Here is a 23,868-nt window from a genome sequence, read left to right as displayed (position 1 = left end):
GCTCATCGCCTCTCCCGGTCATCAACACTATGGGTGTTGCATTGACCCGTTGAAACCGCCGGCCCAAAGAGAAAGTAACCAAAGAGAAATGGCCTCAAGTCAAAGGCTCGCGACGCGACTAGAAGGAGCAGTGGGCGGCTGCGGTAGCCTGATTAACCTGGGTCTACACGAAACGACAGTGCGTTTACGTAGCGGCTTCTTCAACGTGCCGTGGCGAAGAGGATGTTCAATGACCGAGGCCAGCTTTTGGGCTTAGCCCTGTTCGTTGCGTAAGCGTACGGTGTAGGTTGGGGTGAGCCGCAGGCGAACCCCAACACCCGCACCTTTACGCGCCTCGCCACGTTGGGGTTCGCCTGCGGCTCACCCCAACCTACGCCACGGCAAGATTTGACATTGCGCTCCGCCCGACCCCTCACCCTGCCCTCTCCCCGGAGGGGAGAGGGGTGAAGTCGTGAGGGAGGCAGGAACGAAGAGCCAAAGCTGGCCTCGTTCCTTGAACATCCTCTCGGCCACGGCACGTTGAAGGACGCGTTACGAAACCGCACTGGTGTTTCGTGTAGACCCAGGTTAATCAGGCTACCGCAGCCGCCCACCGCTCCTTCTAGTCGCGTCGCGAGCCTTGGCTCTCAGGCCATTCTCTCTTTGGTTACTTTCTCTTTGAGCCAGCAAAGAGAAAGTGACCCGGGCGCCGGCAGGCGCACGGAATGCCCGCTGCATAAGCGGCCAAATCGCGGCCACGCGACAACCGAGCGACACAGAAACCGGATCCCGGCCTACACCGGGATGACGAGCAAAGAGCGGGCGTCGGCAACGCCCTCCGCATAAGCGGCCCAATCGCGATACCGCGACAACTAATGAAAATCCCTGGAGCGGGCATCCAGCTCCCCGAGCAACGGACTCAAGTCCACCAGCCTCCTGGCGATCAAGTGGCAAACGCCATCCACCGTCTCCCAATGCCCCTCCACGCCAAGCAGCCGCGCCTCCAGATACGCCCGGTGCTGCCGCTCGGCAACCTGCCGCCACACCACTACATTCACCGGACCATGCTCATCCTCCAGCGTGATGAAAGTGACCCCGCTAGCCGTCTGCGGCTGCTGCCGCTGAGTAACCAGCCCGGCGATACGGGCTGGCATCTTGTGCTGCAGCCCGGTGAGCTGCTTCGAATCCAGAAAGCGCTGCGCGCGCAACCGCGTACGCAGAAGGCGCAGCGGATGCGGGCCGAGGCTGAGCCCGGTGTGGGCGTAATCCGCCAGCAGGTTCTCCGCCGCCGTCGGTGGCGGCAAGGCAACCGCTTCCTCCGCGGGGCTGCTGCGCCCGAACAGCGGCAGCTGCGCTTCCACGCCGCTGACGGCCCACTTCGCGCGATGGCGATGGCCGGCCAGTCCGCGCAGGGCGCCGGCATCGGCGAACAGGTCCTGGTGGCGGCGGTCCAGGCCGGCGCGCGTGCACAGGTCGACGATGTCGGCGAACGGTGACTGCGTGCGCGATTGCTCGACGCGTCGCGCCATGGCTTCGGAACAGCCGCGCACCTGGCGCAGGCCCAGGCGCAGGGCGAAGCCGCCCTTGCTGTGCGGGTCGCGTTCCAGCGTGCAGTCCCAGTCGCTGTAGCGCACGTCCACCGGCAGCACGGCGACTTTGTGGTGTTTTACGTCCTGCACGATCTGGCTGGCGCTGTAGAAGCCCATCGGTTGTGCGTTGAGCAGGGCGCAGGCGAACGCGGCGGGGTAGTGGCATTTCAGCCAGGCGCTGGCGTAGGCCAGCTTGGCGAAGCCGGCGGCGTGGCTTTCGGGGAAGCCGTAGCTGCCGAAGCCTTTGATCTGTTCGAAGATCTGCGCGGCGAACGCTTCGCTGTAGCCGCGCTCCTTCATGCCGCTGAACAACTGGTCGCGATGCTTCTCCATGCCGCCGTGGCGTTTCCATGCGGCCATGGCGCGGCGCAGTTCGTCCGCCTGGGGGCCGCTATAGCCGGCGGCCACCATGGCGATGCGCATCACCTGTTCCTGGAACAGCGGCACGCCCAGCGTGCGCTCGAGCACTTCCTGCAGCGCGTCCGAAGGATAGGAGACCTTTTCTTCGCCACGCCGCCGGCGCAGATACGGATGCACCATGTCGCCCTGGATCGGGCCGGGCCGGACGATCGCCACCTGGATCACCAGGTCGTAGTAATTCGCCGGTTTCAGCCGCGGCAGCATCGACATCTGCGCGCGGCTCTCGATCTGGAACACGCCGATGGTGTCGGCCTTCTGCACCATGGCGTAGGTCGGCTCGTCATCGATCGGGATCGACGCCAGCGTGTGCGACACCCCCTCATGCTGCTTCATCAGATCGAAGCACTTGCGCACGCAGGTGAGCATGCCCAGCGCCAGGCAATCCACCTTGAGCAGGTTCATCCGGTCCAGGTCGTCCTTGTCCCACTGGATGATCGTGCGATCCTGCATCGCCGCGTTTTCCACCGGCACCAGCTCCGACAGCGGCGCATCGGAGATCACGAAGCCGCCCACGTGCTGCGAGAGATGCCGCGGAAAGCCGCGCAGTTCTTCGGTCAACAAGAGCACCCGTTGCAGCAGCGGACTATCCGGATCCAGCCCCGCTTCCCGCAGATGCTCGTCCAGCGAGCCGCCGTTGCGCCACGCAAACACATCGCTCAGCGATGCCACCTGGTCGGTCGACAAGCCCAGCGCCTTGCCCACGTCGCGCGCCGCGCTGCGGCCGCGATAGCTGATCACCGTGGCGGCCAGCGCGGTGCGTTCGCGGCCGTACTTGCGATAGATGTACTGGATCACCTCCTCGCGCCGCTCGTGCTCGAAATCGATATCGATATCGGGTGGCTCGGGGCGGTTGTATTTGTGGTCCTTGCGGCTGGCCGACATGAAGCGTTCGGTCAGCAACTGCGCCTCGTCCGGGCTGACGCTGGTCACGCCCAGCGCGTAGCACACCACCGAATTGGCGGCCGAGCCGCGGCCCTGGCACAGGATGCCGATGCTGCGCGCGTAGCGGACGATATCTTCCACCGTAAGGAAGTAATGCTCGTAGTCCAGCTCGCGGATCAGCGCCAGCTCGATTTCGATCTGCTTGCGGTTCTTCTCGCTGACGCCATCGGGCCAGCGCCGCTGGATCCCTTCCTCGGTCAGCTTGCGCAGCCACGATGCCGCCGTATGCCCCTCCGGCACCAGCTCCGCCGGATAGCGGTACTGCAGCTGGTCCATGTTGAAGCTGCAGCGCTCCGCGATGCGCACCGTCTCGGCCAGCAGATGCGCCGGATAGATATCGGCCAGCGCATCGCGGGTGCGCAGATGCCGCTCTCCGTTCTTGAACAGCACCGCCCCGGCCTGCGCCACGGTAAGTCCGTGGCGGATCGCGGTAAGCGTGTCCTGCAGCGCCCGCCGCCCGCGCACATGCATATGCACGTCGCCCGCGGCGACCGCTGGAATGCCGAGTTCACCGGCCAGCGCTTCGAGCTGGCGCAAGCGGGCCGCGTCATCCGGGCCGCGATGCAGTTCCACCGCCAGCCACAAGCGGCCGGCGAAGCGTTCGGCCAGCCAGCGGCCATCGGCGGCATCCGGTTCGGCGCCCGGCAGCCATAGCGCCAGCGTGCCGGGCAGGCCGTCGGCGAGGTCGGCGCGGGTCAGGTGGTAGGTGCCCTTGGCCGAGGCGCGGCGGCCGCGCGTGATCAGGCGGCACAGCGAGGTATAGCCTTCGCGCGTTTCGCACAGCAGCACGAAACGCAATTCGTCATTCAATTTGAATTGAGAACCGACAATCAATGGCAGTTCGAATTCCAGCGATGCCTCGTACGCACGCACGATGCCGGCCAGCGAGCATTCGTCGGTGATCGCCAGGGCGCGGTAGCCGCAGGCTTTGGCGCGTTCGAATAATTCGCCGGCACTGGACGCGCCATGCTGGAACGTGAAGTTCGACAGGCAGTGCAGTTCCGCGTAGTCCGTCATGCGAACCACCCGTGCAGCATCCACGGCCCGTGTTCGCCGATCGGACAGAACACCCAGGCGCGCTGTCCTTGCGCGGTTTCCACCACGTAGTAATCGCGGCGCAGGCCGCCGCCGTCCCACCAGCCGGTCTCCAGCCGCTCGGGGCCGGCCAGGATGCGCGGCGGCGGGCCGCGCAGCGGGATCGGCGTGTCCAGCAGCCAGGTCGGGCGCGGCAGCGGCGTGGGCGTGCCGATGAATTGCGCCTGCATGTCGGCGGTCTGCGCGCGTTCCGGGCGCGGGTCGGTGCTGGCGCGCAGCTTGCCCACGGCCTGGTCGCCGAGCCGCGCGCGCAGGCGTTCGCGCAATTGCTCCGCCGGCAGCGCATGCAGCGGGCGGGTGTCGAACAGATCGCGCCCGGCCGGCACGAACGGCGGCAGCTCGTGCGCCACCAGCCGCATCGCCACCACCGGTTGCGGCAGCGTGGTGCGGTCCAGGCGGCCGCGTGCGTGTTCGAACAGCATGGCCGGTTCGCGTTCGGGCGCGAGCAGGCCGATCGAGACATCGGTGGAACTGCCGTCGCGATGGATCAGCCGCAGCATGAAGCGCTGCACGCCGCCGTCGCGTCCGGCCAGATACGCGCCGAGATCGCCGGTCAGCCGGCGCAGCGGAAACACCAGCGCTTCCACGTGCTCGATCTCGTGCGTCCATTCCATCCCTAAGTCCAGCCGGTCCGGCGGGCGATAGAACGGCAGCACTTCCTGTGTGGCGCCGGTGAGGTAATCCAGGTGTGCGGTCAGCTCGTCGCCGAAGCGCCGGCGCAGGCCGTCGCGCGGCGCGCGCAGCAGCTGGCCCAGCGTGCGCAGGCCCATGCCGGCCAGACTGTCGGCCGCCTGCCCGGGCAGGCGCGCCTTGCCCACCGGCACGGACAGCAGCGCGCTGTGCAGCGCATCCGGCGTGGTCACCGCCAGGCCGTCGTGCATGCCGGCCAGCACGTGGGCGCCGCGCGCGGTGGGCGCGAGTGCGATGTGGTGGCGAAAGCCCAGCTCGGTCAGGTCGTTGCGCAGCTGGCGTTCGAACTTCGGCCAGGGCCCGAACAGGCCCAGGCTCTTGCTGACTTCCAGCACGATCGCGCGCGGCCACAGCGCCACCTCGGCGCTGTAGCGGTAGGCCCAGGCGGCGAGCAGGCGGTGCCAGCGTTCGGTGGCCGCGGGGTCGTATTCCACGGCGTCGAAATGCGCCAGCAGCGCCTGTGCCGCGGCGAGCTTCTGCCCGGGGCGCAAGCCCGCCGCGCGTGCCGATGCATTGGCGGCGTAGACGCTGCGTGCCTGCGCCGGGCCGGTGACCAGCACCAGCGGCTCGTCCGACGGCGGACGGCGGCGCAGCACGCCGTCCAGTGCAAGGTGCGGCAGCAGGATGCAGGCCCAGAGCATGGCGTCAGCGCCCGCTTTCGGCGGGGAAGGGAATCGCCATGGCCGGCGGTTGCCCGCCGCGGCATTTGCGGATGCGCAGCTGCCGTACCGGCGCGGTTTCCACTTCCAGCCGCAGTGCCGCGGGCGAAGCCTGCGGTGCGTGGCGGCGGTCGCGGAACAGGAAACCGAGCGCGCGGCCGTGATCGGCGGCGACCTGCAGGCGGCGCAGCGCGCGGTCGTCCGCCTGCTGCGGCCAGGCCAGCACGGCGGCGCAGCTGCCGGAGCGCAGGCATTGCTCGGCGGCCCACAGCGCGTCGCGCGGCGTATCGGTGCGCACGATGTCCACGCGCGACATCGCCACGCCGCGGTTTTCCCAGCCGGCGACGCAAGGCGTGTAAGGCGGAGCGATCACCGCGATCACGCCATCGGCCTGCGTCAGCCGCGCTAAGGTAGGCAACACCAGTTGCAGCTCGCCCACGCCATCGGCGGGCAGCAGGATTTCGCTCAGCGCGTGCTCCGGCCAGCCGCCGGAGGGCAGCGCGGCGTCCAGCTGCGCCCAGCCGGTGGGCTGGCTGCCGGGTTCCGCGGCGGGTGCGGCGCGGCCGTGCCAGACCTGGCGGCCGGCGAACAGCGCATCGAGGGCGACGACCTGGCCCATCGCCCGCTCAACGCAACTGGCGCAGGCAGCGGGTGACCACGCCCCACAGTTCCAGCGTTTCGCCTTCCTTGAACACGATGGGCTTGAAGTGCGCGTTTTCCGGCAGCAGGGCGATCTTGCCGTCGACCTGGCCCAGCCGCTTGATCGACAGCTCGCCGTTAACGATGGCCACCACGATGTCGCCCTGGCGCGGCTTGAGCGCGCGGTCCACCAGCACTTCGTCGCCGTCGAAGATGCCTGCGCCGATCATCGACCAGCCGGACACGCGCACGATGAAGGTGCTCGGTTCGTGTCCCGCGATGATCAGGTGCTGGTTGAGATCGACGACATCCGCGACGTCGTCGTCCGCCGCGCTGGGCAGGCCCGCCGGCACGCGGCTGCTGAAGGCGGTGAGCGCCACCGTGGAAGGCAGCAGCGACAGCGGCCGCGGCGTATCCAGCGAGTTGCCCTGGCGGTAGGCATCCAGGTAGGCCAGCACGGTCGGCACCTGGCTTTCGGGAACGCGCAGGCGCTGGGTCGGTTCGCTGGAGGGGCGGCCGGCGCCGGGGCGGGAGCCACCGTGGGAGGGAGGAGACATGGCTGCGGCAGCTTGAATATCGGGTCGGTAATCAAGATAGCACCGGCATCATCTCAGCGCTTGAGATACCTCGGGTTCGGCGATAAGAAATTTCTTTAAGTAAAAAATATTTGACATCAAGTTATCTTTGTCGGACATTGCGGCCACGCCAAGAGGGGACATGCCCATGCTGCCGAGAGAACGCTTTGCCTGGATCTGGACCGCCGCGCTCATCGTGGTCGGCGCCGCCTATTTCATCGCGGTGGGAGTGCAGCAGCAGGCGCACGCCGAACTGAGCTTCCTGACCCGCATCGCCACCCTGGCGGCCGCCCTGGGGTCGCTCGGCGTGATCGCCGGCGGCGAACGGCTGTACGCCCGCCTGGGCGGCGGCGGCCACCGCTACGAGGCGCCGGACGAGCGCGAGCGCTTCATGGATGCCCGCTCGTCCACCTTCGCCTACTACGTGCTGATGGCCGGGATGCTGGTGGTCGGTTTCGTCATGCCGTTCAAGCACAGCGGCTGGGACATCGTGCACGGCGCCCTGCTGGCCGTGATCGCCGCCGAGGTCGTCCACCACGGTTCGCTGGCCCTGGCCTACCGCCGAGGCTGGCGTGTCTGAGAAGCGCCTGACCAACAACATCCGCACGCTGCGCTTCATGGCCGGCGAGATGACCCAGGCGGATCTGGGGCAGCGCGTCGGCTTGACCCGGCAGACCATTGCCGCGGTGGAGGCGGGGAAGTATTCGCCGACGCTGGAGACGGCGTTTCGGATTGCCGAGGTGTTTGGCAAGCCGTTGGATGAGGTGTTCCGGTGGGAAAGCTGACGGGGCAGGGGTGACGAACGGGGCAGGCTGTCGTTCGACGGCTTCGTTACGCTCGCCGGAATGTCGTCAACGTTTGGGATGAATCCCTTCTCCCTCCGGCGACCCGAAGGTAGTCCCGTGGGAGAGAAGGTGGCGGCAGCCGGATGAGGGTACGGGCGAAGCGCAACGCACGGTTCCGCCCGTACCCCAACCCTTACCCCTCTCCCGGTGTAAGAGGGGCTCTACGTCAGCCTTCGATATGAGGGGCGCCTTCGGGTTTCGTCGTGGCCTGAAAGCGCTGCGGCTGGATGACTTCGATGGCGGCGACGGACCGGCGCAGCCGACGCCGCGCATGGCGGAAGCGGTTGCGCCGACACCTTAGATTCGATGAGGAGTCGTGTCATGTTCAAGCATCTGCCATGGTCGTTTGCGTTTGCCGGCATGCTGTCGATCGCCGGTGCCTTGGCCGCGGAGGCCGGCCCGCAACCGCCGCCCGAGATGGCGGCGCTTTATCCCCGTATCGGCACCTGGAAAGTGCTCATGCGCACCGGGCCGAGCGAAAGCCTGCCCAAGGGCGGCGTCGACAACGGCGTGATGGTGATGAAGAAAGGGCCAGGCGGTTTCTCCATCGTGCAGGAGTTCACCTCGCATGGCACCAGCGGCGACGTCGTGGGCCAGAGCTATGCGTGGTGGGATGCCAAGGCCAAGGCCTACAAGAGCGTGTGGTGCGACAACATGCAGGGTTGCGTCGACTTCGTCACCGTCGTCAAAGGCAACTCGTGGACGGTGGAGCTCGATGGCGAGTCCAACGGCAAGAAAGTGCACACCACCATCCGCGCCACCATGAGCGCGGACCACAACCGCATCGAAGAGGAAGTGGCCAATGCCTATGACGGCGGCCCGATGCATGTGGAAACCGTCAGCTACTACACGCGAATCCCCGATTCCGGCGCGGCCAGGGAAACCCACGCGCAATAGGCTTGTGCTACGAAGTCGCGCAGTGGAATAAGGATGGCGGTTCGATGGGCTGGTCGGCTTGCGCATGAACAAGGCTGCGAAAATCTCGCCCCCCGGCACTGCCTGGGAAGTCGGCGCCATTTTTCTTCGCCTGGGGCTGACGTCGTTCGGCGGACCGATCGCCCATCTGGGGTATTTCCGTCGCGAGTTCGTGCAGCGCCGCCGCTGGCTCGATGAGGAGCATTTCGCGCAGCTGCTGGCGCTGTGCCAGTTCCTGCCGGGGCCGGCGAGCAGCCAGCTTGGATTTTCCATCGGCCTGCTGCGCGCCGGCTGGGCGGGAGCGCTGGCGGCGTTCGTCGGGTTCACCTTGCCCTCGGCGCTGCTGCTGTTTGCGTTCGCCGAGTTCAGCGGGCAACTGGCGGGGCCGTGGGGACAGGCCGTGGTGCATGGCTTGAAGCTGGTGGCGGTGGCGGTCGTTGCGCAGGGCGTGCTCGGTATGGCGCGCAGCCTGTGTCCCGATCCGCCGCGCGCCTTGCTGGCGGTGCTTGCCGCGGCACTGATGCTCTTCAGCGCGCTGCCGGCGATGCAATGGCTGGTGGTGGCGGGCGGAGCAGCGCTTGGGCCCTTGATCTGCCGGCAGGTGGTTGCCCGGCAGGGCGAGACGTTTGCGTTGACGTACGGATCGCGCAGCGGCGCGGTGCTTCTGCTCGCGTACGGAGTGCTGCTGGTGGCGGCCTTGGTGTTGCCGCCCTTGCTGCCGCCGTTGGGACAGATGGCCGGCGCTTTCTATCGGACCGGTGCACTGGTGTTCGGCGGCGGCCACGTGGTGCTGCCGCTGCTCAAGCACGCCATCGTCGATCCCGGCTGGGTCAGCCCGGACACCTTCCTTACCGGCTATGGCGCCGCGCAGGCGGTGCCGGGGCCGATGTTCACGCTGTCGTCCTTCCTCGGTAAGCAGATGTATGGCGGGCAGGGTGGGGCGGCCGGCGCGCTGGTCGGCGTGCTGTCGATCTTCCTGCCGGGCTTGCTGGCGGTGTCCGGGACGCTGCCGTTCTGGCGGGCACTGGCCGCGCGCGACCGGGCGGCGCGCATGCTGGCCGGCGTCAATGCGGCGGTCGTCGGCCTGCTGGCGGCGGCGTTCTACGATCCCGTGTGGGTCGGTGCGGTGGCTGATGCGGGAGATTTTGCGATCGCCGCCGTAGGTTTCGTGGGCCTGGTAGCGGTGCGGTGGCCCGCGTGGGCCGTGGTGATCTGGTGCGTGGGCGCTTCGCTCGCGCGCCATGCGCTTGCCTGAGATGCCGGATCGCAGGGAGTCCGTTCCCCTGCATCGCGATCAGTCAATTCAAATGACTTGATCGGTGATGCGCACGTGCGCATCCGTGATGTGGAATCCGTACCTGGCGATATCGTCCAGGCATTCGCCCGAATCGATGCCCGGCATCGCGCGCTCGCGCTCCAGTTCCGCGGATTTCAGGGCATTCCATGGGGCGAATTTCGCGGGCAGGTTGGCGCCTGTCGCATCCGCCGTTACGCCGAACACGCGGCCAGGGCCGCGGAAAACATGGACTAGCATGAGGCTTGCTCCTGGCCTTGGTCATTCAATTTGATTTGATTTATCGATGCGCAGGCGAATCGGGCATGGCTACCATGGGTGCCGATATCGCGCCGTTCCTGCGGTTGGTGATATTGAATATACACGTGTATATGTAATTTACAAGCGACCACCCATGACCACGCGTTCCTACTCCAGCCCCGTCCGTGCCGCCGCCGCCGCCGAAAAGCGCGAGCGCGTGCTGCAGGCCGCCATGCAATTTCTGCGTGAGTCGGACAGTGCCGCCAACTTTTCGCTGGAGATGGTGGCCAAGCTCGCGGGCGTGACGCGCCTGACCGTCTACAACCAGTTCGGCTCGCGCCGCGGGCTGATGGAAGCGGTCTTCGACGAAATCGCGCTGCGCGGGCAGATGGGCCGGCTGCGGCATGTGCGGGAACAGGCCGATCCGCGCGAAGGGCTCGACCAGCTGGTGCAGATCTGCTGCGAGTTCTGGAGCAGCGACCCCGCGCTGCGGCATATCTACGACGCCATGGCGCCGGACCAGGAATTCGCCCAGGCCTTGACCGCGCGCAACGAACGGCGCCGGCAGCTGATTGCAAGCCTGGTCGAAAAAGTGGCCGGCAAAGGCACGCGTGTGCAGCCGCGCCGCGATGCCGTCGATCTGATCTTCGCCCTTACCGGCTTTGCGATGTTCCGGCAGCTGGCGGAGGGCCGTTCGGCGAGCGAGGTCAGTGTTCTGATCCGAGTGGCCGCACATGCGGCGCTCGATCGGCTTGCCAAGTGATATCAGAAAACGGGATGGTGGAATTTCGCGTCGACCCGTTTCCGTCCGCCGATGAACTCGACGCGCTCTGGCTGCAAGCCTGGGGCAGCCACGCGTCCGGAGAATTTCCACGCATTCTCTCGCGCAGCCTCGCGCATATCGGGGCTTATGAAAGCGGGGAGCTGATCGGCTTCGTCAATGTGGCATGGGATGGCGGCATGCATGCCTTCATCCTGGATACTTGCGTGCATCCGCGATTGCGCAGGCAAGGCGTCGCCACGCGCCTGGTAAACGAAGCCACCGTGCTTGCCAGGGATCGAGGCGCCCATTGGCTGCACGTCGATTTCGAACCGCATCTTTCTTCGTTCTACCGAAGCTGCGGATTCAGGCCGACCGAGGCGGGTTTGATCAAGCTCCAGTAATCGTGTGATCGTGGGATCGTGGGATCGTGGGATCGTGGGATCGTTGGGCGGTTGGCTGGCGCTTGTGTCACAGGGGGAAGCATGCGGACTTGGTTTGTCGCTGCCATGTTGGCGGCTGCGGGAAGTGTTGGCGTTGCGGGTGAACTGCCAAGGGCTGGCGTTTCTGCGCCCTCTGCGTTGGCGTCCCCGTCGAACGCATCGGGCTTCGATGTCGCCGATATGGATCTTAAGGTCCGTCCGCAGGACGACTTCTACCGTTACGTCAACGGCGGCTGGCTCGATGCGGCGCAAATCCCGGCGGATGCGGAGCGCATTACGCCTTCTTCCGAACTCGATAAAGTCATCCGGCAGAGGCTGCGCCAGCTGGTCGAGGCCGTGCCGGCTGACGCGAAAGGCGATCGGCGGAAAATCGCCTGGCTTTATCGGAGTTTCCTGGACGAGGCCGCGCTGGAAAAGCTGGGCGTGCGCCCCTTGGCTCAGGATCTGGAGCGCATCCGGCACGCGCGCACCGTCGGCGATATCTGCGCACTGATGGGGCAGCTCGGAAGCATCGGCGTCGATAGTCCATTCAGCAATTCCGTACTCAACGACGCGGACGATCCCGGCCAATATGCCTTGACGCTGTACCAGAGCGGCTTGGGCATGCCGAACCGCGACTATTACCTGGACGATACCGACCATTTCCGCGAAGTGCGCGCGGCCTACCGCAAGCACGTCGCCACCCTGCTGCGTATGGCGGGCGACGTCGACGCCGAAGCGGAAGCCAGGCAGGTCGTTGCCCTGGAAACGCAGCTTGCCAAAGCCCAATGGCCTGCTGCGGAGCTTGGCGATCCGAGCAAGACCCACAACAAGGTGCGGCTGAAGGATCTCCCGCGCACGGCCCCTGGCATTGACTGGCCGGCCTATCTCAAAGCATCGCAAGCCATCGGCGGCATCGATTCGCTCATTCTCGCGCAGCCGGATTTCTTCGCCGCATTAGGCCGGATGCTGCAAGACACTCCGGCGCCGGTATGGCAGGCCTATCTGCGCTACCGCCTGCTGAGCGCCTATGCGCCTTTCCTCAGCCGCGCCTGGGTCGATGAAGGCTTTGCTTTCGAAAGCACCGTGCTGCGGGGTATTCCGCAGAACACGTCGCGCTGGGAACGGGGCCTGGACCTGGTTGAAACATCGATGGGCGAAGGCCTGGGCCGGCTCTACGTCGAACGGTACTTTCCGCCGTCGTCCAAGCAGAAGTTGCAGGACATGGTGAAACACCTGGTGGAAGCTTTTCGCCAGGAGATCGATACGCAGGATTGGATGGCGCCATCCACCAAACTGAAGGCGAAGGAAAAGCTCGCCAGGCTGCATGTCAAAATAGGTTATCCCGACCGCTGGCGCGACTACGGCAAGCTCGCCATCGAGCCTGGCGACCTGGTCGGCAATGTACGCCGGGCCAGGGCCTTCGAATATGCGCGCAATATGCACAAGCTCGGCCATCCGGTAGACAAGGGCGAGTGGTTTATTACGCCGCAGACGGTAGATGCGTATGAATTTCCGCCGCAGAACGAAGTGGTGTTCCCGGCCGGCCTGATGCAGCCGCCATTCTTCGATCCCGGAGCAGACGATGCCGCCAACTACGGCGCCATCGGCGGCACCCTCGGGCATGAAATCAGCCATGGCTTCGATGACGGCGGCAGCCAATATGATGCCGATGGCCGGCTGCTCGGCAAGCCGGGCTGGTTTACTGAGAAGGACCGCGAAGCATTCGACCGGCGTGCACAGGCATTCGTCGCGCAATACGACGGTGTCGAGGCTGTGCCGGGCCATCGGGTCAATGGCGCCCTTACGCTGAGCGAAAACGTTGCGGATAACACCGGCATCGCCATGGCCTACCAGGCTTATCGACTTTCACTGGATGGCAAGCCGGCTCCCGTGATCGATGGCCTGACCGGCGACCAGCGGTTCTTTATGGCATGGACCAGGAAATGGCGGGCCAAGGTGCGCGACAGCGAAACGCTGCGCCTGCTGAAAAGCAACGAGCATGCGCCGCGCACGGTGCGCGGCATCGTGCCGGTAAGGAACCAGGACGCGTTCTACCGGGCCTTCGACATCAAGCCCGGGGACGCGATGTACCTGGCCCCGGCGGACCGGGTCAGGATCTGGTAATGGCGGGGGATTATCCCGCCGCTTAAGGCCGCCCCGGTGCAAGGCCGGGGTGGCCCGCCGCAGCGGACAGTGCGCTAAGGTACGCGAGTGGACACCAAGCCAAGGTGCCCTGGGGGCATTTGGACTGGACGTCGCGTTCAACATATCGATGCGCCTTTGGGGGGAGTTCGAATGATTCGCAGGTCTGCGGTGGCGATGCTGGTCGCCTTGTCTTGTGGCGTGCCGGGGATTCATGCGGAAAAGGCGCTTGCTCCGGTGGAGGCGCGGGTGCCGTTTGCGCCAGAAGGGTTTACCGGGACGGATGGCGCGGTCCATCTGGCTTACGAACTGCATATCACCAATTTCTATGGCGATACCGGTGCGCTGAAACCGAAAGGCTTGCAGGTCTTCGGCGATGACGCGAAGACGCCGTTGCTGGTGCTCGATAAAAACCAGCTATCCCAGTTTGTCCGGCCTTCGCCCGCGGAGCATACGCCGGTATCGATTGCGCCCGGAAAGCGTGCCGTCGTCTTCGTATGGATCACGCTGCCCGCCGGCGCGGCTTTACCGCACACGCTGCGCCACCATATCGAATTCGATACCGAGAAAAAGACCGTCACCACGCTCGATGGCGCGACGGTGAAGGTCGACAGCCAGAAGCCGATGACGCTGGGGCCGCCTCTGCGTGGCGGACGGTGGCTGGCGCACGAAGGGCCCGGCAATGCGCATTCGCATCACTGGGGCAGCCTGGTGGCGGTGAATGGCGACCTGACGATTCCGCAGCGCTATGCACTGGACCTGGTTGGCGTCGACGACGCGGGCCACGCGATGCGGCCGGGCATCAAGGACATGCAGAAGACCACGTATGCGGATTGGATCGGTTATGGCGCGGAGGTGATCGCCGTGGCCGATGGCGTGGTGCGCGATACCCGCGACGGCGAGCAGGAACACAAACCGCTAAGTCCGCAGCCCGAGCCTCCGTCGCTGACCGCGGACGGCCTCTTCGGCAATTACGTGGTGCTGGAACTTCAGCCTGGCGTATTCGCCACTTATGCCCATTTGAAGAAGGGCAGCGTCAAGGTCAGGCCGGGCGACCGCGTCCATCGCGGACAGTCGCTCGGGCAGCTTGGCCAGTCCGGCAATTCGGCCGCGCCGCATCTGCATTTCCAGTTGTCGACGGCGGTGACGTTCGAAGGGTCGGAAGGGCTGCCTTATGTGTTCGAGAGCTTCGATTATCTCGGGCCGGAATCGGAGGCGCAGTTGTTCGGACAGGGCGAAGTCTGGAAGGAGTCGGCAGTGGAGCATCGCAAGCTGCAGATGCCGTTGAATGATGTGGTGGTGCGATTTGCGAATCCGTAGCCATTCGTTCGTCTTCAGCCCGGGCGGGCACAACCTGATCACAAGGAAGGGAGGTGGCTTATGCGCTGGGCAAAAATCATCGGTCTGCTGGTTGCAGGAGCGATTGTCGGCGGCCTGCTGACGGGCTTCGCGGTATTTGAATACATGAAGCAAATAGGCGTGGATTGGAATCAATGGGCGGCTTCGGAGCGTGACGAATCGAAAGTCGCCGATGCCATGATGACTTTGGGTTCGCTCAAAAGTCTTCGCGCCGAAGATGTGGACGGTGCTGAAAAAGGCCTGGAGTCGCGGCTGAACAGCCATATTTATGAGCTGGCCTTGATGAAGAGGACAGGCCACGATCCGAAGGGCGATACATCCAAGGCGCTATCAGCGATCGCCAAGTACCGGGAAACGTATCGCTGGACCAGCGGCAATCCGGAAGTGGACAAATTGACCATGAATACTCTGAGCGAAGCGATCAGCGGCTCGCCGAAGGATCACTGACCTCAATGCCATCGGATATGTCTGTAAATTGCTCCTTGTGCGCACAACACGAGCGTGCGCCTACAGACAACCGAAAATCCATTTGATAGCGTGGCAGGCGTTGCTCGCGGTGTGTTTTAGTGCGCGTCGCGAGCAACCATGGCAGCAATGCTGTGAGAAGCGCGGGCCAAGGGTGCAGCAACACCCCTGACCCGCTGACCATCACCAACTAAACAGGAGTTGATCATGGCTGTGCCAGATCATACGTCACTTGTCCGCTCGCCGATCCCCAGGGCGACACATTCGCCGGCTAACCGGGCTGTCCGCCGTCTTTGCGGACACGGTTGAAGAACCGCGGTCTAAGAGTTTTCGCAGGTAATAATTCCTAGCCGTGAAACCCGGCGCGTTGCCTCGTGCAACGGCGAAAGCGACTGAAGCCGCAACCCACTTCATCAATCAAGCCGCCCGGCGCCTGTGTTCCAGGTGCTCGGTAAGCCTCGAGTCCGTATGGTCGCGGCACGCCGTGCTGTCCGGCGGCGTGCCGTTCTCGGGACGAGGGCGGCGTAGAGCAAGGAGTTGCTTATGGACGTTTATGGCGAGGCGTGGCTGAGCCGCCACGTGGACTATTTTTCGGATCCGGAGGCGGGGCCGGATGCGTTGTTGAACGATGCGACGGAGTGGCTGCATTTCGCGCATAACGCGATTCGATTGCTGGCGGAACTGGCTGACGAACACGGCAGCGTGAATGCGCAGCGCTTGCCGGTGATGCTGGAAAGCATCGCAACGTTTATCGAAATGGGCACGCGCTGCGCGACGCAGGCGCATTTGCGGATGCAGTGGCTGCAAGTGAAGGAGGTGGTGTCGGAGCGTCCAAGCCCGGCATCCTGATCAACCCCACCTACACCCTTACCGTCATCCCGGCGCAGGCCGGGATCCAGTAACGTCACGGTTCGATGGTCGCGAAGGACTCCAAGAGCAAAGTCTTTGGATGCATTCGCCCGACTGCGGCGCCTCGCTACTGGATCCCGGCCTGCGCCGGGATGACGAGCAGGGGGTGCATCGCTGTGCCCTGCCTCGCGTGCTCTGGGAGGGGCGATGAGTGCAGTCCCATTTGCTGGGTTCTCATGGTAGAAGGCTATCGGCTCAAGGGCTTTCGCTGACGGCGTAGCCCGTTCAAGGAAAGGCTCTGGCGATAGGGAATCTATGGAGTACCGTCATTCAAAATGGCTCTCTCGGGGAATTCTGGGTTTCGCCGCGCTGCCTGCCGGTTTCCTTATCGCAGCGTTCGAGCCGTCTCTATGTTCAAGCGCCAGTGCGCAAATCTCATTGGGTGTAGTTGGGGCGTCCCTGCTCGTACTGCTGATCTGCGGCTATCTATACGTCAGCCGCTATCGCATCAAACTCGACCCGGACGGCATATCCATTACCGGCCTGTCCCGTACTCGATCCATACCATTCAGCACGATCGTTCATGTGGTCACCATAAAGGCTCCAAGAAGCGGAACGGATTCATGGCTGCTGGACAAGGACGACACCATCATCGCGAAGATCGATGGAGGCCTGCTCGGATTCGACGAGCTGATGGCAAGTCTCGGTGAGCGACTGAGTCCATATCAGGTCATCCTGTATCGCCGCACATATGGGATGTGGGAGATGCAGGTGGCCGGTGACAAGAAGTGGGTGCCGAGCGAATGTCCGCGCTCGGTGGCCAAGGCAGTCGCTAGGCAATCCGTGATCTTGATCGTCGGACTGATTTTGCTGACCGCATCGGCGCTACTTGCGCATTGGGTGTCGGCACCGCACTAGTCAAACATCGGGACGGGCGTCCGCATTCGATCCGGCGCGGACGCCCGCCGCAGCTTCTTACTTCACCGGCTTGCCGTCGATAAAGTTATGAACCGCCGAAACCGTGGTCTGCGTAGCTTCTTCCATCAACCAATGCCCCGCACCGGGAACCACCAGCTCAGTGACATTAGTCGCGGCATTACGCATCACCACCGCCTCATTCGACCCGAACGACTTCTCGCCGCCCACCGCCAGCACCGGCATGGTGAGCTTGGTTGCCATCGCGGCCTTGTTGTCCTCGGCATCCTTGCGAATGGCGCGGAACTGCAGGAAGGCGTCGTGCATGGCGCCAGGTCTGGCATAAAGCTCGGCGTAATGCTGCCGCGTAGCCTCGTCGATCTTCGACGGCGTGCCGGCGAATTCATTCCAGAACCGGTCCAGGTAAATACGCTCGCGGCCGGCTACCAGGCGCTCCATATCCGGGCCGCCAAAATCGAAATGCCACAGCGCCGGCCAGCGCACGATCTGGTCCCACGGCGGGATGCCGGGAACGGGGGCATCCATCACCACCAGCCGATCCGTCTTATCTGGATAACGGGCGGCGTAGGCATACGCCACCATGGTGCCGATGTCGTGGCCCACGACAGCGGCATGGTCGATACCCAGCTTGGCCAGCACGCCGCGGACGTCGGCGGCCTGCGATCGTTTGTCATAACCCTCTTCCGGGTGCGACGACAGACCCATGCCGCGCAGATCCGGCACAACGACGGTGTGGTTGCGCATCAGGTCCGTCGCCAGCGGCACCCACATATCGCCGGTGTCGCCAAAACCGTGCAGCAACACGACGGCAGGGCCTTTGCCGCCGACGCGCACATGGATGGTGGCGCCGTTGGTCTCGATATCCTGCACACGAAACGACGAGGGAAATGGTTGAACGCTGGCGGCGGCTGGAACACTCGATGCGGCCAGCAGGCACGCGATCAGGAAGCGGCGAATCATGGCTGGACTCCCAAGGCAGTGAATGGCTGATGGATGGTTCCCCGGCACTGGACGCTGCGACTTGCCTGCCTCGTCCAGCAGCTAGTTCAGGGTGGGGCCGTCACGTACATATGATCGCTGGCGCTACCGTCCCGCCCCCGGCCGCAGATCGCTATGCCGTGGCTTCGGTAGTGTGGCAGGTAGTGTCCGCGACTGCCCTTGAGAACAGCTTGCGCCGGGCCAGGTCCTGAGACGTGCTACGGGCACGGCGGACTCGTTCGATCAGGTCGAACGAGTCGCCCGGCCTTTAAAGGAGCAAGCCACGCCCGCTGGTGACTTCCAGCATGTGTGGAGCGGCCGGATCGAGCCTAGCCTACGAAGCTTGCCGTTCCGCGGATCCGCTATGAAGACATGGAGTCGGTGGTGCCTTTCGCTGGCCGGAATGCTTTGCGCCATGCCCCTGCTGGCGCAATCGGCGTCCTTCCAGTTTCTTGGAAAGCCGGGCGCATATCCGGTGGGATTGAAAGTGGTCGAGCAGTACGACCGCTCGCGCGGCTTTCCTGCGACCCTTTTGCTCAGCGACCAACTCGATGCTGGAGTGCCTTGGAATGAATGACCGTGGCGCACGGCTGTCGGCCGCGACCTCACCCGTGGGGTGGTACGTGGGATCGTATCTCCTGCGTTTTATCGAACTCGAAGCGGCAGGCAACGACGATGCCGATGCCGATTTTCTGGTCTGGGAAAATACGGTCATCGTTGAAGCCGGAGATCTCGATGAGGCTTTCCGAAAGATAGAGGCCATCGGGCTGCAACATACCGAACCCTATAAAGGTGGCCATGACGGCGTTCCCGTGCGATGGGTCTTCGAAGGCATTACCGAACTCCTGCCTGTTTACGAGCGGTTTCAGGACGGCGCGGAGATCATGTGGGCGGAGAGGGAGTCGGTCAAACTCAGCGCGCTTCGTGCTCAGTCGATGTCGCTGGAGGAAATTCGGGCGCGGTTCCGGCGCGGAGAAGCCCGGGAATAGCGGTGGGCCTGGGCCGCGGAAGCCCCATCGATAACCTGCTTTGCCACGCGAGGACGCCATGGCTTCTTGGGAACTGCTTCTGTGGGTCATCTTCGCCATCGTAATGGCGGGCGTCACTGTCTTTGGTGTAGGCGTCATCGCCTATATCCGTCGCGAAAACAGTTCCTACCTGGCCGAGCAGAAACTCTGGCTTTCGCTCGTCCATACGGGCCAGCCAGCGGATGGCGTGATCCGCAGCCTCCGCCTTCACTCCGATAACCTCAGTCGTGGCGGATCGCACGGGCAGTCCATGTGCGCCGTGGTTCTTGAGGTTGATTACACGGATGCCTCCGGTGCTCGGCGGACCGCGGCCATCCGCACCTATATCGAAGAAATCCTTCTGGCGGTATTCCAGGAGCCGCTCAAGGTCATTCACCTGCTTTATGACCCTGCCCATCCAGCTTCGGTCGTGATCGACCGGGGGCGTTCGCCGCTGGAGCTTGCCCGGGGCTCCTGAAAGCCGGCGCCGGTTGTCGGCGCTCAAGTTCCAGCGAGAAAGCGTTTGCTGGGAGATTTTCTAACCGAACCAGCAGGCTGGCATGTCTTCAAGACATCAAAACCGATCGGTGCTGGCCAGATAACGCCACTGTCCCGGTTGCAGCCGGGACATGGGTATACGGCCGATGCGGATGCGCTTCATCGCCAATACTTTCAAACCGACGGCCTGGCACATGCGCTCGATCCTGTCGGGCGCAATCCGCTTCAAGGCAAAGCGCAGATGGGTTTCGTTCTGCCAGCTCACCTTGATGGGCGGCAGCGCGTAATGGTCGAAGCTGAGTCCGTGGTTGAGCAGGGCAAGGCCGTTCGGCGCCAGCTTGCCCGTTACTTCGACCACGACTTCCTGTTCGATGCGGTCGAAGTCTTCTTCCAGGCGACGCTTCACCCGCCAGTCCTGCGTGAATACCAGCAGGCCGCTGGCCTGGTCCGGCAAGGAGAGCGGGCATTCCAGGCGCGCGAAATGGCGCTTCAGCATGCGGACGCCGGAAGCGTCGTCGGGCGAGTGGCTTTCCTCGCGAATCAGCGCACGGGCTTCCTCTATCGTTGCGCCAGCGGGTTTATGGAGAGCCACGGTTATGGGTTCGGCGGGTTCGAGCTGAGCGTTGGGATCGATCTCGATGTGCTGTTCCAGCACCTTGAACTGCGGCTCCTCCACCGTCACGCCATCCACGCGCACCCAGCCGCCCTCGATATACATTTCCGCCTCGCGCCGCGAGCATTGGGCCAGGGCGGCGACACGTTTGGCGAGGCGTACGGGTTCGGTCATCGGATTTGCCTGTGGGTAATGGGGGCCATTATAGGCAGACCCCGGCCTTAGCCTCGGCGCGCTACGGGCGCATGTTGCGCCATGAGCTCAACCATCCAATCGATAAAGACGCGCAGCTTCGCGCTTACGCGCTTATTGGGCGGGAAAGCCAGGTAGAGCGGCATGGCATCCATTCGCCAGGCTTCGAACAGCGGCACCAGCTGGCCTTGGGCTACGTGCTTCGTGGCCATGTACTCCGGCAGCCAGAGTGCGCCGAGGCCGGCGAGTCCGGCCTCCAGATAGGCATTGCCATCGTCCACCGAAAGCACATAGCGCCCTTGTATCCGTACGATTTCACTGCCGCTGCGCATGGCGTAGGGCATGGGCTTGCCGGTGCGCGACCATACGTAGCCGACGATACGGTGGTGCGGGCCTTCCAGTTCGCGCGGGTGCGAAGGCGTTCCGTTTCGCTCCAGATAGCCCGGTGCCGCATACACGCCAAGTCGAAGATCGCCGATATGCCGAGCCTTCAATGAAAGCGAAGTGAGCTCGCCACCGCGCACCACGCAATCGACATTTTCGCCAATGACGTCGACGATGCGATCGCTGACGCCCATATCCAGCTGGATATCCGGATAACGCGCGTGGAATGCGGGCAGGGCCGGTATCAGGATGATGCGGGCCAGCGGACTTGGCACATCCACCCGCAATTTGCCTTTGGGCGATGCGGTGGCGGCGGAGAGACCGTTCTCGGCATCGTCCAGATCGGCGAGCAGCCTGATGGCGCTCTCGTAATACGCCATTCCGTCCGCGGTCGCGTTGACTTTGCGCGTGGTGCGATGGAGCAGCAGGACGCGCAGTCTCGCTTCCAGCTGCTGTATGAGCTGGGTCACGGCGGTCTTGCTTATGCCGAGTGTTTCCGCGGCCTTGGTAAAGCTGCCGGTCTCCACGACCCGGACGAAGGCCTGCATCGCATCGAACCGGTCCATTGTTGCTTCCGTGGGAGCTGGGATTGTTTGGATTCTACAAACAGTGTGAGCCGGGAATGGCTGTTTATCGGCGCACTGCTGCTGCCTAGAGTGTGCCTCTCTCGTTCCTGATGCTGATGGAGGTGGATTTATGGCAACGCGCGATGTCGTTTTTCCCGCTGGCCGCCGCGCGCTTTACGAGCGCAATCGTTATTCGCCGGCCATCCGCTCGAATGGCTTCCTGTTCGTTTCCGGACAGGTCGGCAGCCGCGACGACGGCTCGCCCGAGCCGGATCTGGAGCGGCAGGTGTCGCTCGCGTTCGAACATTTGAACGAGGTATTGGCCGCGGCCGGATGTGCCTTTGAGGACGTGGTCGATGTGACTGTCTTCATGGTCGATCCCGAGTCCGTATTCGAGAAGGTCTGGAGCGTGGTGCCGAAGTATTGGGGCGAGGCTCCCCATCCGACGCTGACTGCCGTGGGCGTGACGTGGCTTTATGGGTTCCAGTTCGAGATCAAGGTGGTGGCCAAGCTGCCGGCGGAATAATTCGAAGCACCTTTGCCGTTGGAGCGCTCAGTCGTCGATTGACAGGTACCCGGAACGCATTCAAGGTTCGTCGCTGGCCATGAGTGCATGGCCGCATCCTGGTCCGCTCGACGGAGGGTTTATGACCAAGCTGGTGGTAAGAAGCCTCGCTGTATCCCTCGACGGCTATGCCGCCGGCCCCGACCAAAGCCTTGAGAATCCGCTGGGCGTGCGCGGCCCGGAACTGATGCAATGGTTTTTCCCGACGCGCACGTGGCGGGCAATGCAAGGTGGCGAGGGCGGCGAAACCGGTGTCGATGACGAAATCGCCCAGCAAGGTTTTGCGGAAGTCGGCGCATGGATCCTCGGCCGAAACATGTTCGGCCCGGTGCGCGGCCCGTGGCCGGATGACAGCTGGAAAGGCTGGTGGGGCGACGAGCCGCCGTATCACGTGCCGGTGTTCGTGCTGACGCATTACGCACGGGAACCTTTAGTGATGGAGGGCGGCACCGTATTTCATTTCGTCACCGACGGCATCGAGTCCGCCGTGAAGCAGGCCATTGCGGCGGCTGAAGGCAAGGATGTGCGTATTGGCGGCGGCGCATCGACCATCCGGCAGATGCTGAGCGCGTCGCTGATCGATGAAATGCATCTCGCGGTGGGGCCGGTGCTGCTGGGCAGGGGAGAGCCTCTGTTTCATGGACTCGATATGCATGCACTTGGCTATCGCTGCGACAAAGTGGTCCCCGGTGAGCGCGCTACGCATATGTTTTTGCGTAAAGGTCCATAGCGAGATGCGGACGAAATAGCGCTTCGCGATACGCACGGTTCTCTCATGCCGATCTTCCCAGCGCAGCAAGGATCACTTTGCGTGCATGGAGCAAGTCGGATTTGAGATCGCTCGGGGAGACTTCTACGAACCCGAGCCCCTTGAGCAAAAAAATGCCTTCAACTGCCAATAACGCGTGACGGATTTCCGCGTTTTTGCCACGCGGTCGAAGTGGATCGAGCAGTGCGTGATAAAAGCTCCGTATCGACTCGAGCATGTCGGGGGCGTGCACCAGTGCCGTGACGAGAAAAGCCGCCTTTTGCGTCGAAGTGTCGTCCTCGCTCAATGCTTCTTCGATATGGGCGAGGGCCAGTTCGGCCGGCCCGGTGGGGCCATTGCCGAGCCGCCGACGAACGGCGTCCTGGAAGCGAGCCAGTTCTCGCTCCAGTACCGCATGCATCAGGCCGTCCTTGGTTGCGAAGGTGTAGACCAGGCCGCCTTTGCTGATGCCTGCACGTTCGGCGACGGCATCGAGCGTGAAATTCCGCCCGCCGGATTCCACGATGACCGCCTCGGCGGCATCCAGAACGCTGTCTTTGTCGATTTCTTTTTTTCGAGCCACGCTGACCTCTTGCTTTTCCGACTGGCTGGTCGCATATTATTTCCGACTAAGCAGTCAGATTAATGCGATGGGGCGGGCACCACAAGGCAGCCGCCGCGAACTCACCTGAAGGAAAACCGATGAAAGAATTTGAAGCGGAAAGTCCCTTGCCGGCCGCGGCGCTTGGGCACTTTGTCATGAAAGTCCGGAAAGTCGAGGTCAGCTACCCGTTCTATGCCGGCCTGGGTCTGCGTGAGGCCGGCACGTTCCCTGGAATAGCGATCATCGAACTGCGGGGCGGCACGCATCTGCTGCTGTTTCAAAAGGGCGAGGAGCAGAGCGATGCGCTGCTGGACGGCCGTAATGGCCAGAGGCCCGAATTCCTTAGCGAAAGAATCGATCTGATGATTGCGGGTCACGCAAAAGAAGATCTGGAACGCTATAGAGCCGATCTGGTTGGCAAAGGATATTCGCCCGCCGAGATCGCCGACGAAACGCTATACGGCCACCATTATTTTTCGATGCAAGACCCCGATGGCAACGGCATCACTTTCTATACCAGCCACTGCGGCGACAAGCCTGTGTGACGTGTGCGGCCCGTTAAGTGGCCGCTGATGGCGGTCCACTGGACGGCCGGCGATGAAATGGCCAGTGCAAGGGGCAGCTAGAATATTCCCCATGCAAACCCCCGCTCCCGCCGCTTTCCGCCTCTCGGTCGCCCCCATGATGGACTGGACCGATAAAGCGGCTTAAGCATTGGTGTGTTTAGATTGCCACGGGCTCACCCTAGGTGATGTTGCACTGTCGTAGCACCGACACCCTTCCGTGAGGTCCTTTGACCTTGCGGCCAGCGGGTAAGCTCGGCAAGACTCTAAATGTCTGCTCCCGGCCATGGTGGACCTCAGGAGAGGGAGGGTTGAAGGGTATTTCGAGCGGT

General features: G+C 63.8%; 26 protein-coding genes. 17 read left to right on the top strand and 9 right to left on the bottom strand.

Annotation, left to right across the window (positions count from 1 at the left end; translation table 11 throughout):
• Positions 1-851: 851 nt before the first annotated feature.
• The 4 genes from FHW84_RS17250 to umuD are packed head-to-tail and all read right to left on the bottom strand — an operon-like array spanning position 852 to position 6,570.
• Positions 852-3,947 (bottom strand): error-prone DNA polymerase, encoded by a 3,096-nt coding sequence (locus tag FHW84_RS17250; RefSeq protein WP_167257207.1) that lies wholly within the window; start codon positions 3,945-3,947, stop codon positions 852-854.
• Positions 3,944-5,356 carry a DNA polymerase Y family protein gene (locus tag FHW84_RS17245; RefSeq protein WP_167257206.1) on the bottom strand — a complete coding sequence of 471 codons (1,413 nt, stop codon included), beginning with the start codon at positions 5,354-5,356 and terminating at the stop codon, positions 3,944-3,946. The genes FHW84_RS17250 and FHW84_RS17245 overlap by 4 nt, the downstream gene beginning before the upstream one ends.
• A gap of 4 nt (positions 5,357-5,360) precedes the next feature.
• Positions 5,361-5,993 (bottom strand): translesion DNA synthesis-associated protein ImuA, encoded by a 633-nt coding sequence (gene imuA, locus FHW84_RS17240; RefSeq protein WP_167257205.1) that lies wholly within the window; start codon positions 5,991-5,993, stop codon positions 5,361-5,363.
• Positions 5,994-6,000: 7 nt separating this feature from the next.
• A complete protein-coding gene (gene umuD / locus FHW84_RS17235) occupies positions 6,001-6,570 on the bottom strand; it encodes a translesion error-prone DNA polymerase V autoproteolytic subunit (protein WP_167257204.1) in 570 nt (189 codons plus the stop codon).
• A 160-nt stretch (positions 6,571-6,730) separates the two neighbouring features.
• Between umuD and FHW84_RS17230 the strand changes: the two genes are divergently transcribed.
• The 4 genes from FHW84_RS17230 to chrA all read left to right on the top strand — a co-directional run bounded on the left by FHW84_RS17230 (position 6,731) and on the right by chrA (position 9,603).
• Positions 6,731-7,168, top strand: coding sequence for a hypothetical protein (locus FHW84_RS17230; protein WP_167257203.1), 438 nt, complete (start codon positions 6,731-6,733; stop codon positions 7,166-7,168).
• On the top strand, positions 7,161-7,373 hold the full coding sequence (locus tag FHW84_RS17225; protein WP_167257202.1) for a helix-turn-helix transcriptional regulator: 213 nt from the start codon (positions 7,161-7,163) through the stop codon (positions 7,371-7,373). Before FHW84_RS17230 ends, FHW84_RS17225 begins: the two co-directional genes overlap by 8 nt.
• 381 nt (positions 7,374-7,754) lie before the next feature.
• A complete protein-coding gene (locus FHW84_RS17220) occupies positions 7,755-8,330 on the top strand; it encodes a DUF1579 domain-containing protein (protein WP_167257201.1) in 576 nt (191 codons plus the stop codon).
• Positions 8,331-8,394: 64 nt separating this feature from the next.
• Positions 8,395-9,603, top strand: a complete 1,209-nt coding sequence (chrA, locus tag FHW84_RS17215) for a chromate efflux transporter (RefSeq protein WP_167257200.1) — start codon at positions 8,395-8,397, stop codon at positions 9,601-9,603.
• Between the two features lie 48 nt (positions 9,604-9,651).
• On the opposite strand, the gene FHW84_RS17210 is transcribed toward chrA, so the two are convergent.
• The gene (locus FHW84_RS17210; protein ID WP_167257199.1) at positions 9,652-9,882 is read right to left on the bottom strand and encodes a hypothetical protein; all 231 of its coding nucleotides are present in this window, start codon (positions 9,880-9,882) and stop codon (positions 9,652-9,654) included.
• Positions 9,883-10,099: 217 nt separating this feature from the next.
• Between FHW84_RS17210 and FHW84_RS17205 the strand changes: the two genes are divergently transcribed.
• From FHW84_RS17205 to FHW84_RS17175, 7 genes are all read left to right on the top strand, one after another.
• Positions 10,100-10,645: a TetR/AcrR family transcriptional regulator gene (locus tag FHW84_RS17205; RefSeq protein WP_208399837.1), complete on the top strand. Its 546-nt coding sequence runs from the start codon at positions 10,100-10,102 to the stop codon at positions 10,643-10,645.
• A gap of 14 nt (positions 10,646-10,659) precedes the next feature.
• The gene (locus tag FHW84_RS17200; RefSeq protein WP_167257198.1) at positions 10,660-11,046 is read left to right on the top strand and encodes a GNAT family N-acetyltransferase; all 387 of its coding nucleotides are present in this window, start codon (positions 10,660-10,662) and stop codon (positions 11,044-11,046) included.
• A 219-nt stretch (positions 11,047-11,265) separates the two neighbouring features.
• Positions 11,266-13,191: a M13 family metallopeptidase gene (locus tag FHW84_RS17195; protein WP_167257197.1), complete on the top strand. Its 1,926-nt coding sequence runs from the start codon at positions 11,266-11,268 to the stop codon at positions 13,189-13,191.
• A gap of 171 nt (positions 13,192-13,362) precedes the next feature.
• A complete protein-coding gene (locus FHW84_RS23410) occupies positions 13,363-14,529 on the top strand; it encodes a M23 family metallopeptidase (protein WP_167257196.1) in 1,167 nt (388 codons plus the stop codon).
• Between the two features lie 60 nt (positions 14,530-14,589).
• Positions 14,590-15,015 carry a hypothetical protein gene (locus tag FHW84_RS17185; RefSeq protein WP_167257195.1) on the top strand — a complete coding sequence of 142 codons (426 nt, stop codon included), beginning with the start codon at positions 14,590-14,592 and terminating at the stop codon, positions 15,013-15,015.
• A 561-nt stretch (positions 15,016-15,576) separates the two neighbouring features.
• On the top strand, positions 15,577-15,882 hold the full coding sequence (locus FHW84_RS17180) for a hypothetical protein (protein WP_167257194.1): 306 nt from the start codon (positions 15,577-15,579) through the stop codon (positions 15,880-15,882).
• Positions 15,883-16,197: 315 nt separating this feature from the next.
• Positions 16,198-16,800 (top strand): hypothetical protein, encoded by a 603-nt coding sequence (locus FHW84_RS17175; RefSeq protein WP_167257193.1) that lies wholly within the window; start codon positions 16,198-16,200, stop codon positions 16,798-16,800.
• A gap of 57 nt (positions 16,801-16,857) precedes the next feature.
• On the opposite strand, the gene FHW84_RS17170 is transcribed toward FHW84_RS17175, so the two are convergent.
• Positions 16,858-17,778, bottom strand: a complete 921-nt coding sequence (locus FHW84_RS17170) for an alpha/beta hydrolase (protein WP_167257192.1) — start codon at positions 17,776-17,778, stop codon at positions 16,858-16,860.
• A 433-nt stretch (positions 17,779-18,211) separates the two neighbouring features.
• Between FHW84_RS17170 and FHW84_RS17165 the strand changes: the two genes are divergently transcribed.
• Genes FHW84_RS17165 through FHW84_RS17155 form a run of 3 tightly spaced genes read left to right on the top strand, consistent with a single transcriptional unit; the run spans position 18,212 to position 19,281 of the window.
• The gene (locus FHW84_RS17165; protein WP_167257191.1) at positions 18,212-18,373 is read left to right on the top strand and encodes a hypothetical protein; all 162 of its coding nucleotides are present in this window, start codon (positions 18,212-18,214) and stop codon (positions 18,371-18,373) included.
• Positions 18,366-18,785 carry a DUF4288 domain-containing protein gene (locus FHW84_RS17160; protein ID WP_167257190.1) on the top strand — a complete coding sequence of 140 codons (420 nt, stop codon included), beginning with the start codon at positions 18,366-18,368 and terminating at the stop codon, positions 18,783-18,785. Before FHW84_RS17165 ends, FHW84_RS17160 begins: the two co-directional genes overlap by 8 nt.
• A gap of 58 nt (positions 18,786-18,843) precedes the next feature.
• A complete protein-coding gene (locus tag FHW84_RS17155) occupies positions 18,844-19,281 on the top strand; it encodes a hypothetical protein (RefSeq protein ID WP_167257189.1) in 438 nt (145 codons plus the stop codon).
• A 96-nt stretch (positions 19,282-19,377) separates the two neighbouring features.
• Here the strand turns inward: FHW84_RS17155 and FHW84_RS17150 are convergent, their stop codons facing one another.
• Both FHW84_RS17150 and FHW84_RS17145 read right to left on the bottom strand, forming a co-directional pair.
• Positions 19,378-20,088 carry an rRNA pseudouridine synthase gene (locus tag FHW84_RS17150; RefSeq protein ID WP_167257188.1) on the bottom strand — a complete coding sequence of 237 codons (711 nt, stop codon included), beginning with the start codon at positions 20,086-20,088 and terminating at the stop codon, positions 19,378-19,380.
• Between the two features lie 47 nt (positions 20,089-20,135).
• Complete coding sequence (locus FHW84_RS17145; protein ID WP_167257187.1) at positions 20,136-21,056, bottom strand: LysR family transcriptional regulator; 921 nt, start codon at positions 21,054-21,056, stop codon at positions 20,136-20,138.
• A gap of 130 nt (positions 21,057-21,186) precedes the next feature.
• On the opposite strand from FHW84_RS17145, the gene FHW84_RS17140 reads away from it, so the two are divergent.
• Positions 21,187-21,582 (top strand): RidA family protein, encoded by a 396-nt coding sequence (locus FHW84_RS17140; protein ID WP_167257186.1) that lies wholly within the window; start codon positions 21,187-21,189, stop codon positions 21,580-21,582.
• 121 nt (positions 21,583-21,703) lie between these two features.
• Entirely contained in the window at positions 21,704-22,351 is a 648-nt protein-coding gene (locus FHW84_RS17135) for a dihydrofolate reductase family protein (RefSeq protein ID WP_167257185.1), read from the top strand.
• 43 nt (positions 22,352-22,394) lie between these two features.
• Here the strand turns inward: FHW84_RS17135 and FHW84_RS17130 are convergent, their stop codons facing one another.
• A complete protein-coding gene (locus tag FHW84_RS17130; RefSeq protein WP_167257184.1) occupies positions 22,395-22,952 on the bottom strand; it encodes a TetR/AcrR family transcriptional regulator in 558 nt (185 codons plus the stop codon).
• A 119-nt stretch (positions 22,953-23,071) separates the two neighbouring features.
• Here FHW84_RS17130 and FHW84_RS17125 point away from each other — a divergent pair, with 119 nt between their 5' ends.
• The gene (locus tag FHW84_RS17125) at positions 23,072-23,518 is read left to right on the top strand and encodes a VOC family protein (protein ID WP_167257183.1); all 447 of its coding nucleotides are present in this window, start codon (positions 23,072-23,074) and stop codon (positions 23,516-23,518) included.
• Positions 23,519-23,868: the final 350 nt, after the last annotated feature.

The sequence above is a fragment of the Dyella sp. SG562 genome (genome assembly GCF_011759495.1).
GTDB lineage: Bacteria > Pseudomonadota > Gammaproteobacteria > Xanthomonadales > Rhodanobacteraceae > Dyella_D > Dyella_D marensis.
This window is presented reverse-complemented; position numbering and strand designations above follow the sequence as displayed.